General features: G+C 70.8%; 12 protein-coding genes. 4 read left to right on the top strand and 8 right to left on the bottom strand.

What is annotated here, in order from left to right:
* Positions 1 to 78 precede the first annotated feature (78 nt).
* Positions 79 to 840: a prolyl oligopeptidase family serine peptidase gene (locus FB157_RS14985; protein ID WP_145879802.1), complete on the top strand. Its 762-nt coding sequence runs from the start codon at positions 79 to 81 to the stop codon at positions 838 to 840.
* A gap of 189 nt (positions 841 to 1,029) precedes the next feature.
* Here the strand turns inward: FB157_RS14985 and FB157_RS14980 are convergent, their stop codons facing one another.
* Positions 1,030 to 1,992: a LysR family transcriptional regulator gene (locus tag FB157_RS14980; protein WP_145879800.1), complete on the bottom strand. Its 963-nt coding sequence runs from the start codon at positions 1,990 to 1,992 to the stop codon at positions 1,030 to 1,032.
* Between the two features lie 63 nt (positions 1,993 to 2,055).
* Between FB157_RS14980 and FB157_RS14975 the strand changes: the two genes are divergently transcribed.
* Positions 2,056 to 3,345: an MFS transporter gene (locus FB157_RS14975; protein WP_145879797.1), complete on the top strand. Its 1,290-nt coding sequence runs from the start codon at positions 2,056 to 2,058 to the stop codon at positions 3,343 to 3,345.
* Positions 3,346 to 3,496: 151 nt separating this feature from the next.
* Entirely contained in the window at positions 3,497 to 4,510 is a 1,014-nt protein-coding gene (locus FB157_RS14970) for a sigma-70 family RNA polymerase sigma factor (RefSeq protein ID WP_145879796.1), read from the top strand.
* Here FB157_RS14970 and FB157_RS14965 read toward each other — a convergent pair.
* The gene (locus FB157_RS14965; RefSeq protein WP_145880003.1) at positions 4,394 to 4,780 is read right to left on the bottom strand and encodes an STAS domain-containing protein; all 387 of its coding nucleotides are present in this window, start codon (positions 4,778 to 4,780) and stop codon (positions 4,394 to 4,396) included. The two genes, FB157_RS14970 and FB157_RS14965, sit on opposite strands and share 117 nt — an antisense overlap.
* Positions 4,781 to 4,848: 68 nt before the next feature.
* Between FB157_RS14965 and FB157_RS14960 the strand changes: the two genes are divergently transcribed.
* Entirely contained in the window at positions 4,849 to 5,769 is a 921-nt protein-coding gene (locus FB157_RS14960) for an AEC family transporter (RefSeq protein ID WP_145879794.1), read from the top strand.
* A gap of 3 nt (positions 5,770 to 5,772) precedes the next feature.
* Here FB157_RS14960 and FB157_RS14955 read toward each other — a convergent pair whose 3' ends face one another.
* The 6 genes from FB157_RS14955 to FB157_RS14930 all read right to left on the bottom strand — a co-directional run bounded on the left by FB157_RS14955 (position 5,773) and on the right by FB157_RS14930 (position 12,266).
* Positions 5,773 to 6,357, bottom strand: coding sequence for a Uma2 family endonuclease (locus tag FB157_RS14955; protein ID WP_145879791.1), 585 nt, complete (start codon positions 6,355 to 6,357; stop codon positions 5,773 to 5,775).
* 95 nt (positions 6,358 to 6,452) lie between these two features.
* Positions 6,453 to 7,730 (bottom strand): thymidine phosphorylase, encoded by a 1,278-nt coding sequence (locus tag FB157_RS14950; protein ID WP_186581522.1) that lies wholly within the window; start codon positions 7,728 to 7,730, stop codon positions 6,453 to 6,455.
* A 78-nt stretch (positions 7,731 to 7,808) separates the two neighbouring features.
* On the bottom strand, positions 7,809 to 8,216 hold the full coding sequence (locus FB157_RS14945; protein WP_145879788.1) for a cytidine deaminase: 408 nt from the start codon (positions 8,214 to 8,216) through the stop codon (positions 7,809 to 7,811).
* On the bottom strand, positions 8,213 to 9,475 hold the full coding sequence (locus tag FB157_RS14940; RefSeq protein ID WP_145879786.1) for an ABC transporter permease: 1,263 nt from the start codon (positions 9,473 to 9,475) through the stop codon (positions 8,213 to 8,215). The genes FB157_RS14945 and FB157_RS14940 overlap by 4 nt, the downstream gene beginning before the upstream one ends.
* Positions 9,475 to 10,596, bottom strand: coding sequence for an ABC transporter permease (locus tag FB157_RS14935; RefSeq protein WP_145879785.1), 1,122 nt, complete (start codon positions 10,594 to 10,596; stop codon positions 9,475 to 9,477). The genes FB157_RS14940 and FB157_RS14935 overlap by 1 nt, the downstream gene beginning before the upstream one ends.
* Complete coding sequence (locus FB157_RS14930) at positions 10,593 to 12,266, bottom strand: ABC transporter ATP-binding protein (RefSeq protein ID WP_145879783.1); 1,674 nt, start codon at positions 12,264 to 12,266, stop codon at positions 10,593 to 10,595. The genes FB157_RS14935 and FB157_RS14930 overlap by 4 nt, the downstream gene beginning before the upstream one ends.
* Between the last annotated feature and the right edge of the window lie 60 nt (positions 12,267 to 12,326).

Here is a 12,326-nt window from a genome sequence, read left to right as displayed (position 1 = left end):
CATGTACTTTTCCGTCGATATTTAACGGTGACCCCACGGACGGGTTTCGTACACCGTCGCTTCTGACACTGTTCTGTCATGGGACAGCAAGCGACGCCGGTCCGAACGGCGAGGCTCGGAAGGGCAGTCGGCCCGGAGCCGACGTCAGTGAGCGGAGCGGTGCTGCTGCTCCCCGGGGGCGAGGAGGTCTCCGCCCGCAGGCCGTCGCCCCTCCATGCGACGGCCTTCGTCCGCTCCCTCGGCCGCAGGCTCGCGCGCGCGGGCCGCGCGGAGGGGCTGGCTGTCCATACGGTCCACTACCGCTACCGGGGCTGGAACGGCAGCGAGGCGCATCTCGCGGGGGACGCGGAATGGGCCGCCGACGAGATCGTACGGCGCTACGGGGACGTTCCCGTGTGTCTGGCCGGACTCGACATGGGCGCACGGGCGGCGCTGCGGGCCGGCGGGCACGAGGCGGTGAACTCGGTCGTCGCGCTGGCGCCCTGGCTGCCGGAGGAGGACGTGGCGGCTGCCGCGGAGCCGGTGAAGCAGCTGGTGGGGCGGCGGGTGCTGGTCGTGCACGGCACCAACGACGAACGGACCGATCCCGAACTGTCGTTCCGGCTTGCGGCCCGGGCGAAGAAGGCGAACCGGGACGTGTGCCGGTTCGAAGTGCACTCCGACGGCCATGGGTTGCATCAGCACCGGGACGAAGTGCTGAGCCTTGCGGTGGACTTCGCGATGGGGGCGTTGTTCGGGTGTTCGGTGTCGCGGCCCGTGGAGGATGCGCTCGCCGCTCCGCCGCCGATCGGGCTCCGGATGCCGTTGGCTGCGGGGTTCGGGAAGTCGCTGAGACGGTAGGCCTGTCCGGCACGGCCCCGCGCCCCCAGGGGGTTTCGTTCGGATCAGGTCGGGTCAGGCCGCGGCGTCCGGTGCGGTGCGTCGCAAGGCGGAGGAGCACCCGCGTACTGGGCGTACCCGGGTGGTCCGACAACGCGGCGAGGTGCCGTGCCGGGCGTCGCGGACCCGGCCTGATCCGAACGAAACCCCCTAGGCGGGCAGCAGACTCCCCCTTCTCGAGAGCAGGAACTTCTTGAAGGCGGCCACGGGAGGCGTGTCCGGGCGGTCGGCCAGCCAGGCGACGCCGATTTCGCGGACCGCCCTGGGGGCCGTCACCGTCAGTTCGACCACGCCCGGACGCGGGACCGTCGGCGGGGGCAGCAGGGCGACGCCCAGGCCCGCCGCCACCAGGCCCCTCAGGGTCTCCGCCTCCTCGCCCTCGAAGGCGACCCTCGGGCGGAAGCCTGCTTCTCGGCACAGGTCGTCGGTGATGCGGCGCAGGCCGTAGCCGGGTTCCAGGGTGACGAAGGTTTCGTCCGACGCCTCGGCCAGGCGGATGCGGCGGCGGGCGGCCAGGCGGTGGTCGGCGGGGACGACCAGGCGGAGCTTCTGTTCGTCCAGGCGACGGGCGACGAGGTCGGGCGCGTCGGGGACCGGAGAGGTGAGGCACAGGTCCAGCTCTCCCGCGCGCAGCCGCTCCAGCATCGCCTCGCCGTAGTTCTGGACCAGGCTGAAGCGGATGCGCGGGTGGTCGGCCCGGAAGGCGTGCAGCAGGCCGGGTACGGTCTCGGCGCCCATGGTGTGCAGGAAGCCGAAGGCGACCTTGCCGGTGGCCGGGTCGGCGTCGGCGCGGACCTCCTCGGCGGCACGCTCGACCTCGGCGAGGGCGCGTTCGACGGAGGCGAGGAAGGTGCGGCCGGCGGTGGTGAGGGAGACCGTACGGCCGTGGCGCGCGAACAGGTCGACCCCCAGATCCTGTTCCAGGCGGGCCATCGCGCGCGAGAGGGTCGACTGGGGGACGTTCATCTCGTGGGCGGCCCGGGTGACGTGCTCGGTACGGGCGACGCCGGCGAAGTAGGCGAGGCGGGGCGCCAGCAGCCTCGACATCTCAGCCATGTCTTCTGTGTCACCGGACGGTGACAGTCGCGCCTGTGAGCTCTGCTGATGCACCATGGGAACGATTATGGCGAATCCATGCATTGGACGGATGAACGGATCCGTACGTAGCTTCGAGGCATGTCTCCCGCCAGTACCGGGGCGTCCACCAGCGTGGACGCCGTCTCGCCCGTCCGTTCCTCCGACTCCGCCCCCGACTCCCGCATGGCGCCGGGCGGCCCCGGCTACCACCGGATGAGCTTCGCCCTCTTCCTCGCCGGAGTAGCGACCTTCGCCCTCCTCTACTCCACGCAGGCACTGCTGCCGCTGATCTCCGGGGAGTTCGGGGTCGCGGCGAGCGAGGCGAGCTGGACGGTGGCGGCCGCGACCGGCGGTCTGGCGCTGTTCGTGCTGCCGATGAGCGCCCTGTCGGAGCGCTTCGGCCGCCGTACGGTGATGACGGCCTCGCTGGCGGTCGCGGTGAGCGTCGGGCTGCTGGTGCCGTTCGCGCCGTCGATCGGCGCGCTGGTGGTGCTGCGGGCGGTGCAGGGCGCGGCGCTGGCCGGTCTGCCGGCCTCGGCGACGGCGTACCTGGCCGAGGAGGTCCGGCCGAAGGCGCTGGTCACGGCGATCGGGCTGTTCGTCGCGGGCAACAGCGTCGGTGGGATGAGCGGCCGCGTGATCACCGGCTGGGTCGCGCAGGAGTGGGGCTGGCGGGTGGCCGTCGGCGTGATCGGCGCGATCGCGGTGGCCTGTGCGGTGGCGTTCCGGCTGCTGCTGCCGGCGCCGAAGCACTTCAGGCCCGGCTCGCTGCGCCCCCGCGTCCTGCTCGGCACGGTCCGCGACCACCTCTCCGACCCGCTGCTGCGCCGCCTGTACGCGATCGGCGCGCTGTTCATGACGGTGTTCGGCGGTGTGTACACGGTGATCGGGTACCGGCTGACGGAGGCCCCCTTCTCCCTCCCGCAGGGCATCGTCGGCTCGATCTTCCTGGTGTACCTGGTGGGTACGGTGTCGGCGTCGACCGCGGGCCGTCTGGTGGGCCGCCTCGGCCGCCGGGGTGCGCTGTACCTGGCGGGCGGTACGACGGCGGCGGGCCTGCTGCTCTCCCTTGCGGACTCCCTGCCGCCGGTCCTGCTGGGTCTGGTCCTGATCACCGCGGGCTTCTTCGCGGGGCACGCGGTCGCCTCCTCGGCGGTCAGCAAGACGGCGACCCGTGGCCGCGCCCAGGCCTCGGCCCTCTACCAGTCCGCCTACTACGTCGGCTCCAGCGCGGGCAGCACGGTCGGCGCGATGGCCTTCCACTCGGGCGGCTGGGCCGGCACGGTCACCGTCGGCGTCCTCGCGGTCCTCGGGGTCGTCACGATCACGGTCCTCGGCTCCCGGGCGGCCCGGGTGGCGGCCCTCCGGCAGCCGGTGCCGGCGCACTGAGCCGGCGCCAGGTCCGCTCAACTCCCGGAAGCAACCGGTCTGAACTGCGCTCTTCCGCGCTCGGGGGGCCATTGTCAGTGGGCTGCGGTAGCTTCCGAAGTGCTGGAGCGCGAAGGCGCGTGAACAGAACGGCCACAGGGGTGGGTGGACGATGGGCAACGGCACGGTGGCGGCGGACCTGGACCTCGCACTGGAGAAGCACCGGACCGAGCTGACGGGGTACTGCTACCGCATGCTCGGTTCCTCCTTCGAGGCCGAGGACGCGGTGCAGGACACCCTGGTGCGGGCCTGGCGGAGCTACGACAAGTTCGAGGGCCGTTCGTCCCTGCGCTCGTGGCTGTACCGGATCGCGACGAACGTGTGCCTGGACATGCTGACGGCGGGGAACAAGCGGGCCCGCCCGATGGACCTGACCGACTCGACGCCCCTCGCGCAGGCGGCCCTCGCCCCGCGCCCGGACAACACCTGGCTGGAGCCGGTGCCGGACGCGCGCGTACTGCCGACGGTCGAGGACCCGGCGGAGGCGGCCGTCGCGAAGGAGTCGATCCGGCTGGCGTTCATGGCGGCCCTGCAGCAACTGCCGCCCAAGCAGCGGGTGGTGCTGATCCTGCGCGAGGTGCTGGCCTGGAAGGCGAGCGAGGTCGCCGAGCTGCTGGACACCACGGTCGCCTCGGTCAACAGCGCGCTGCAGCGGGCCCGGGCGACGCTCGCCGAGCGGGAGCAGGCCGGTGCCGGGGCGGCGGTCTCCGACCCGCTCGACGAGGAGCAGCAAAAGCTCCTGGAGCGCTATGTGAAGGCCTTCGAGGGCTACGACATGACGGCGCTCACGGCGTTGCTGCACGAGGACGCCATCATGACGATGCCGCCGTTCGACCTGTGGCTGACCGGGCACGACGACATCACCGGCTTCATGACCACGCTGGGTGCCGCCTGCGCCGGCTCCCGTCTGCTGCCCGTGCAGGTCAACGGGCTGCCGGGCTTCGCCCAGTACAAGCCGGACCCGGAGGCGGGCGGCTTCACACCGTGGTCGATCCAGGTCCTGGAGATCTCAGACGGCCGGCTGACCGGGTTCCACTTCTTCCTCGACACCCAGCGCTGGTTCCCGCTCTTCGGGCTCCCCCTCCACCTGGAGGCGGAGCCCGACAAGATCGAGGAGGGCGCGTAGCGCTGGATCCGGGCCGCGCAGCCGTATCCGGCCCCCGGCCCGCCGTGCGGCCAGCTCCAGCCGCGCGAGCAGATCGACCGCGGCCAGGCCGGGTGGCCCCAGCCCGCCCACGTCGCAGACGACGGCCGCGGCCCCGGTGACCTCCAGCAGCGCCCGTACGTCGTCGCACAGCCCCGCCGCCTCGTCCCTGGTGACGGGGCCGGCCGGCACGAGCACGGCAGGTGTCCTCTCATCCACGTGCGGTAGACCGGCGGGCCGCCCGTAACTCATCGCGCCGGCCCGCACCCTGGCGAAGATCACATTGACCCGCTCCCCCGCTCCGCCGGAGGGTGGGCTCCGTGCAGGGGGTGCTGAGCGGGTTCGCGGTGATCGCGGTCGTCATCGGGGTGGGGTACGTACTCGGGCGGCGCGGTTCGCTCGGCGACCAGGGCCGCGAGGTCCTGACCGCGCTGGCGTTCACCGTGGCGGGCCCGGCGCTCCTCTTCACGACCCTGGCCAGGGCCGACCTGTCGGTGCTGTTCTCCAGCCGGCTCCTGGTGACGGCCCTGAGCACGGCCGCGGTCTGCGGGGTCTTCGTGGCGATCGGCGCGCTGCGCGGCTGGGGCGTGGGCCGCACCACGATCGGCGCGCTGTGCTCCGGCTACGTCAACTCGGGCAATCTGGGCATCCCGATCGCCGCGTACGTCCTGGGCGACGCGTCCCTGGTGGCACCGGTGCTGCTCTTCCAGGTCGTCCTGGTCACGCCCGTCGCCCTGACGGTCCTCGACCTCTCGGGGATGGGCGAGAAGGGCACGCTGTGGCGCCGCCTGCTGACCCCGCTGCGCAACCCGATAGCGATCGGCTCGCTGTCGGGCGTCGTGGTGTCGGCGGCGGGCTGGAAGGTCCCCGACCCGGTCATGGATCCCCTCACCCTGATCGGCAACATGTCCGTGCCGGCGGCCCTCCTGGCCTTCGGCATGTCCCTGCACGGCAGCGCGGCCCCTGGCCGGGGGCGGGACCGCCGACTGGTCCTGCTGTCGGTGACGCTGAAGTCGGTGGGGCAGCCGCTGGTGGCGTGGGTGCTGGCGAGTGAGGTCTTCCTCCTGCACGGCGCGACCCTGCTGGACGTGGTGGTGACGTCAGCCCTGCCGGCCGCGCAGAACCTGTTCACGTACGCGAGCCGCTACCGCGTGGCCGAGGCTCTGGCCCGGGAGTCGGTCCTGTTGTCGACAGTGGTGTCGGTGCCGGTGCTGGTGGGGGTGGCGGCGGTTCTGGGGTGAGGGTCAGTCGACAGGGAACTCGCCGGTGTCGATCGTGACGTCGAACGGCTCCGGCAGTGTGATGGGATCACCGAATTTCACGGCGCTCAGGGTCCGGTAGACCTCACCCTTGGGCTCACCGTAGAGCGTTGCGGTGGGGCCGCCGGGCGCCCAGGGGTCGACGAGAAGGTAGAGCGGGATACCTGCGGTCGCGTAGGCGGCGGGTTTGCTCACCCGGTCGTGCCGGGCGTTGGACTTGGAGGTCACTTCGACGACGAGTTCGGCGAGCGCTGCCGGGATGTGCGAGTCAGCTTCGGGGCGTTCCTGTACCTGGGTCACCACCAAGTCCGGGATGAGCATGCCCAGACGTGACGGCACTGCGATCGCGAGTGTCTGGAAGATTCCCCAGTCGTCGGGGATCACGGAGTAGAGGCGACGCTGGATGCGTTCCGCGATCACGTTGTGGCGGTACGCAGGAGCAGGTGACACGGTGATGATCCCCTCGATGATCTCCACCTTGCTGCCCTCGGGCCATTCCATCTCCTCCCAGTACCGGACGAGATCGTCCCAGTTCTGGTCGGGGTCCTGGCTGACGGTGAGTGCGCTCACAGCGGTCTCCTATCGGTGCGTCACCGATCCCAGCATGCCGAACGGGACCGGCGGAGGTCCACCGATCCCGTTCACCCGAAAGGGGAAAGCGCAGGTCAGGCAATACGCTCCAGCACCACCGGCGAAGCCGTGAAGTCCGTACCTGCCGCCGCGATGTCGTACGAGCCCTCGACCGCCTGGAGCGCGTACTCGAAGCGCTCGGGGGTGTCCGTGTGGAGGGTCAGGAGGGGCTGGCCCTCGGTGACCGTGTCGCCCGGCTTGGCGTGCATCTCGATGCCCGCCCCGGCCTGCACCGGGTCCTCCTTGCGGGCGCGGCCCGCGCCGAGGCGCCAGGCGCCGACACCGATGTCGTAGGCGTCCAGGCGGGTGAGGACACCGGAGGAGGGGGCCTTGATGACGTGCTGCTCGCGGGACGTGGGCAGCACCGCGTCCGGGTCGCCGCCCTGGGCCGCGATCATCCGGCGCCAGACGTCCATCGCCGAGCCGTCGGCCAAGGCCTTCGCCGGGTCCGCGTCCTTCACGCCGGCGGCGTCGAGCATCTCGCGGGCGAGCGCGATCGTCAGCTCGACGACGTCCGCCGGGCCGCCGCCGGCCAGGACCTCGACCGACTCACGGACCTCGAGGGCGTTGCCCGCGGTGAGGCCGAGGGGGGTGGACATGTCGGTCAGGAGGGCGACCGTCTTCACACCGTGGTCGGTGCCGAGGCCGACCATCGTGGAGGCCAGCTCGCGTGCGTCCTCGATCGTCTTCATGAAGGCGCCCGAGCCGACCTTCACGTCCAGGACCAGGGAGCCGGTGCCCTCGGCGATCTTCTTCGACATGATCGAGGAGGCGATCAGCGGGATCGCCTCGACGGTGCCGGTGACGTCGCGCAGGGCGTACAGCTTCTTGTCGGCCGGGGCCAGGCCGTCGCCCGCCGCGCAGATCACCGCGCCCGTGGTGTCCAGGACGTGCAGCATCTCCTCGTTGGAGAGCAGCGCGCGCCAGCCGGGGATCGACTCCAGCTTGTCCAGGGTGCCGCCGGTGTGGCCGAGACCGCGGCCGGACAACTGCGGGACGGCAGCGCCGCAGGCCGCCACGAGGGGCGCGAGCGGCAGCGTGATCTTGTCGCCGACGCCGCCCGTGGAGTGCTTGTCCGCCGTCGGACGGGACAGCGAGGAGAAGTCCATGCGCTCGCCGGAGGCGATCATGGCCGCGGTCCAGCGGGCGATCTCGCGGCGGTTCATGCCGTTGAGCAGGATCGCCATGTTGAGCGCGGCCATCTGGTAGTCGGCGACCTCGCCGCGGGTGTACGCGTCGATGACCCAGTCGATCTGCTCGTCGGTCAGCTCACCGCGGTCCCGCTTGGTGCGGATGACGGAGATGGCGTCCATGGCCATGGCTGATGACTTCCTTCCGGGAGGTGCGAAGTGCACGGCCCCCCTGCGCAGGTCAGGGGGGCCGTACGGGAGTTACTTGGTGAGATGGTCCGGGCCGAAGGCCTGGGGCAGCATCTCGGAGAGCGGGAGGATGCCCGCCGGGGTGTCCAGCAGCAGGTCGGGGCCGCCGAACTCGTAGAGCAGCTGGCGGCAGCGGCCGCACGGGACGAGCAGCCCGCCCGTGCCGTCCACGCAGGTGAAGTGCGTGAGGCGGCCGCCCCCGGTGCGCTGCAGCTGCGAGACCAGCCCGCACTCGGCGCACAGGCCGAGGCCGTAGGAGGCGTTCTCGACGTTGCAGCCGTTGACCGTTCGCCCGTCGTCGACCAGAGCGGCCGCACCGACCGGGAAGCCCGAGTAGGGGGCGTAGGCGTGGGACATGGCCTCCCGCGCCTCGGCGCGCAGCGCCTCCCAGTCGAAGTCGGCGGCCGCTGCGGCGGTCACTTGCCCTGCCCCTTCCGGTACGGCAGGCCGTCCGCCTTCGGCATGCGCAGCTTCTGCGCGGACAGCGACAGGACGAGCAGCGTGACGATGTACGGGGTCGCCGTCACCAGCTGGCGCGGGACCTCGTTGGTGGAGGAGTACCAGACGAACATCAGGACCGCGATGACGGCCGTGATGACGGCGGGGACGTACTTCTTCTTCCACGCCTGGTAGGCGGCGCCGAACACCAGGAGGATCGCCAGCAGCAGGATCAGCGCGTGGACGTTCACCGTGCCGCCGCGCAGGTTGAGGCTGTCGGTGTAACCGAACAGGCCCGCGCCGAGAGCGAGGCCGCCCGGCATCCAGTTACCGAAGATCATCGCGGCGAGACCGATGTAGCCGCGGCCGGCCGTCTGGCCGTCGAGGTACACGTTCGAGGCGACGATGGACAGGAACGCGCCGCCGAGACCGGCGAAGCCACCGGAGATGATCACGGCGATGTACTTGTACTTGTACACGTTGACGCCGAGGGACTCGGCCGCCACCGGGTTCTCACCGCAGGAGCGCAGGCGCAGACCGAAGGAGGTCCGCCACAGCACCCACCAGGTCAGCGGGACCGTGGCGACCGCGATCACGGTCAGCGGCGACAGGTCGGTGACCAGACCGCCGAGCAGGCCGGCGATGTCGGAGACCAGGAACCAGTGCTTCTCGTTCAGCGTGTTCAGCCAGTCCGACAGGCCCGGGATGCTGAACTCGCCGAGCGAGTCGATCGGCGGGGACTGCTTGGTGGAGCCCTGCGGAGCGTTGGCGAAGGTGAACTTCGACAGGTAGCGGGTGGTGCCGAGGGCCAGGATGTTCAGCGCCACACCGGAGACGATGTGGTTGACGTTGAACGTGACGGTGGCGATGGCGTGCAGGACGGCGCCGAGCGCGCCGCCGATGATGCCGAAGACGACACCGACCCACGGGCCCCACTGGTAGCCGGCCCAGGCGCCGAACCAGGTGCCGAGGATCATCATGCCCTCGAGGCCGATGTTGACGACGCCCGCGCGCTCGGCCCACAGACCGCCGAGGCCGGCGAGGCCGATCGGCACCGCGAGCTGCAGCGCGGTGGACATCTGTCCGACCGAGGTGATGCCGTCCGCACCGGTGATGATGCGGACGATCGAGGTCAGCACCAGCACGCCCGCGATGACCAGCAGGAGTACCGGGAGCGACATACGGCGGCCGCCCTTGCCGGGCTGCTTCGCCTGCGGCTTGGCGATGGTCGCGGTGGACATCAGGCAGCCACCTCCTTGTTGGTGTTCTGGGCGGCGGCCGCGGCCAGCTCGGCACCGACCCGGCGCTGCTGGCGGCGCAGGGCCCACTGCTGGACGGCCGCGTACGAGATGACGACCGCGAAGACGATCAGGCCCTGCATGATCGTCGCGATCTCCTTGTCGTACGCCACGGGGGTCGCGTAGTCGAGGGCGGGCGAGGCCTTGTCGAGGAAGGCCCACAGCAGGGCGGCGAGCGCGATGCCACCGGGGTTGTTGCGGCCGAGCAGCGCGATGCCGATGGCGGTGAAGCCGAGGCCCGCGGGGAAGCTCAGGCTGTAGGTGTGGGTGTCGCCGAGCAGCAGCGGCAGACCGGCGAGGCCGGAGATGGCGCCGGAGATCAGCATCGCGGTCAGCACCATGCGCTTGGCGTCGACGCCGGAGGCCGCGGCGGCGGTCTCGGAGGCGCCGGTGGCGCGCAGGTCGAAGCCGAAGCGGGTGCGGTTGAGGGCGACCCAGTAGCCGATGCCGAGGAGGACGGCGAGGAAGACCAGGCCGTAGATCTCACCGACGTCCGAGCCCAGGTTGATGCCCGGGACCCAGCCGGACTTCTTCATGACGCCCGTCGTCACGTTGTCGCCGACCTGCACGCCCCACACGTCGGTGAGGGTGACGTAGCCGATGACGGCGGTGGCGATCGAGTTCAGCATGATCGTGGCGACGACCTCGCTGACACCCCGGGTGACCTTCAGGACACCGGCGATGCCGGCCCAGAACGCGCCGGTGGCCATGGCGACGATCAGCAGCAGCGGGATCTGCAGGGCGCCGGGCAGGGCCACGTGCGCGCCGACGACGGCGGTCATCACCGCGGCGAGGCGGTACTGGCCGTCGACACCGATGTTGAACAGGTTCATGCGGAAGCCGAGGGCGACCGCGATGGCGGCGATGTAGTACAGCGACGCCTGGTTGATGATCAGCACCTGGATGTCCGAGTACGGCAGCTGCTGGAGCATCAGGATGTACGGCTCGATCGGGTTCTTGCCCGAGGCGAGCAGGACCACGGAGGTCAGCACGATCGCCAGGACGAGCGCGATGACCGGGCCGGCCACCGCGACGAGCACCCGCTCCTTGTCGAACTTCTTCATCGGGCCTCGTCCTCCGGACCGGCGTTGTCGTCGCCCTCGGGGGCGGTCTCTTCGTGCTCCAGGTGACCGGACGCGGCACCCGTCATGGCCGAGCCCAGCTCCTCCGGCGTGATGGTGGCCGGGTCGGCGTCGGCGACCAGCCTGCCGTCGTAGATGACGCGCAGGGTGTCCGACAGGCCGATCAGCTCGTCCAGGTCGGCGGAGATGAGCAGCACGGCCAGGCCCTCACGGCGGGCCTCACGGATGCGGTCCCAGATCTGCGCCTGGGCGCCGACGTCCACACCACGGGTGGGGTGGGCGGCGATCAGGAACTTCGGGTCGTGGCTCATCTCGCGGCCGACGATCAGCTTCTGCTGGTTGCCGCCGGACAGGGAGGCCGCGGTGACGTCGATGCCGGGGGTACGGACGTCGTACTCCTCGACGATCCGGCGGGTGTCGTCCTGGGCGCCCTTGGGGTTCAGCCAGAAGCCCTTGGCGTTGGGCTTCTCGGTGACGTGGCCGAGGATGCGGTTCTCCCAGAGCGGGGCCTCCAGCAGCAGGCCCTGGCGGTGGCGGTCCTCGGGGATGTAGCCGACGCCGGACTCACGGCGCTTGCGGGTGGGCCAGGGGGTGATGTCCTCGTCCAGGAAGACGATCGAGCCGGAGTCGGCGTGCTTGGTGCCGATCAGCGCGTCGATCAGCTCGGTCTGGCCGTTGCCCTCGACACCGGCGATGCCCATGACCTCGCCGGCGTGGATGGTGAAGGAGACGTCGTCGAGGACCTTCTTGACCTCGCCCGCGGGCGCGAACTCGGTGAGGCCCTCGGCGGAGGGCTCCTCCTCCGTGCCCATGGAGACGGCGCCGCGGGCGTGCACGGTGAGGTTCCTGACCTCCAGCACGGCCCGGTCGGTCACGGTGGACTCGGCGGTCTCCGGGGTGGGCAGCTCGCTGCCGACCATCAGCTCCGCCAGCTGGCGCGGGGTGGTCTGGGAGGGGATCGCGGTCCCGACCGTCGTACCGCGCCGGATGACGGTGATGTCGTCGGCGACGGACAGCACCTCGCCCAGCTTGTGGGAGATGAAGATGACGGACAGGCCCTCGGACTTCAGCTCGCGCAGGTTGTCGAAGAGCGCGTCGACCTCCTGCGGGACCAGCACGGCGGTCGGCTCGTCGAGGATCAGGGTGCGGGCGCCGCGGAAGAGGACCTTGAGGATCTCCACGCGCTGGCGGTCGGCCACACCGAGGTCCTCGACCAGCACGTCCGGGCGGATGCCCAGGCCGTAGCGGTCGGAGATCTCCTTGATCTTCTTGCGGGCGCCGCCGCCGATGCCGTGCAGCTTCTCGCTGCCGAGCACCACGTTCTCCAGCACGGTCAGGTTGTCGGCCAGCATGAAGTGCTGGTGGACCATGCCGATGCCGCGGGTGATGGCGTCGGCGGGGCTGGAGAAGCTCACCTGCTCGCCGTCGATCTGGATGGTGCCCTCGTCCGGCTTCTGCATGCCGTAGAGGATCTTCATCAGGGTCGACTTGCCGGCGCCGTTCTCGCCCACGAGGGCGTGGACGGTGCCCTTGCGGACCGTCAGGTGGATGTCGTGGTTGGCCACCACACCCGGGAAACGCTTGGTGATGCCCGCGAGCTCGACCGCGACTGTCGACGGAGCGGTGAGCGGAGGGCTGCTGGACGCGTCGATGGCGCACTCTCCTCGGGAAAGGGGCCGCTCTACGCGCGTAGCGCCCCTGCTTTAAATAGT

The organism is Streptomyces sp. BK340 (genome assembly GCF_007827595.1).
GTDB lineage: Bacteria > Actinomycetota > Actinomycetes > Streptomycetales > Streptomycetaceae > Streptomyces.
This window is presented reverse-complemented; position numbering and strand designations above follow the sequence as displayed.

Coding starts and splice junctions, on each gene's coding strand:
- FB157_RS14985 (WP_145879802.1), top strand. CDS start 79: ATGGGACAGCAAGCGACGCCGGTCCGAACGGCGAGGCTCGGAAGGGCA.
- FB157_RS14980 (WP_145879800.1), bottom strand. CDS start 1,992: ATGGTGCATCAGCAGAGCTCACAGGCGCGACTGTCACCGTCCGGTGAC.
- FB157_RS14975 (WP_145879797.1), top strand. CDS start 2,056: ATGTCTCCCGCCAGTACCGGGGCGTCCACCAGCGTGGACGCCGTCTCG.
- FB157_RS14970 (WP_145879796.1), top strand. CDS start 3,497: ATGGGCAACGGCACGGTGGCGGCGGACCTGGACCTCGCACTGGAGAAG.
- FB157_RS14965 (WP_145880003.1), bottom strand. CDS start 4,780: ATGAGTTACGGGCGGCCCGCCGGTCTACCGCACGTGGATGAGAGGACA.
- FB157_RS14950 (WP_186581522.1), bottom strand. CDS start 7,730: ATGGACGCCATCTCCGTCATCCGCACCAAGCGGGACCGCGGTGAGCTG.
- FB157_RS14940 (WP_145879786.1), bottom strand. CDS start 9,475: ATGTCCACCGCGACCATCGCCAAGCCGCAGGCGAAGCAGCCCGGCAAG.
- FB157_RS14935 (WP_145879785.1), bottom strand. CDS start 10,596: ATGAAGAAGTTCGACAAGGAGCGGGTGCTCGTCGCGGTGGCCGGCCCG.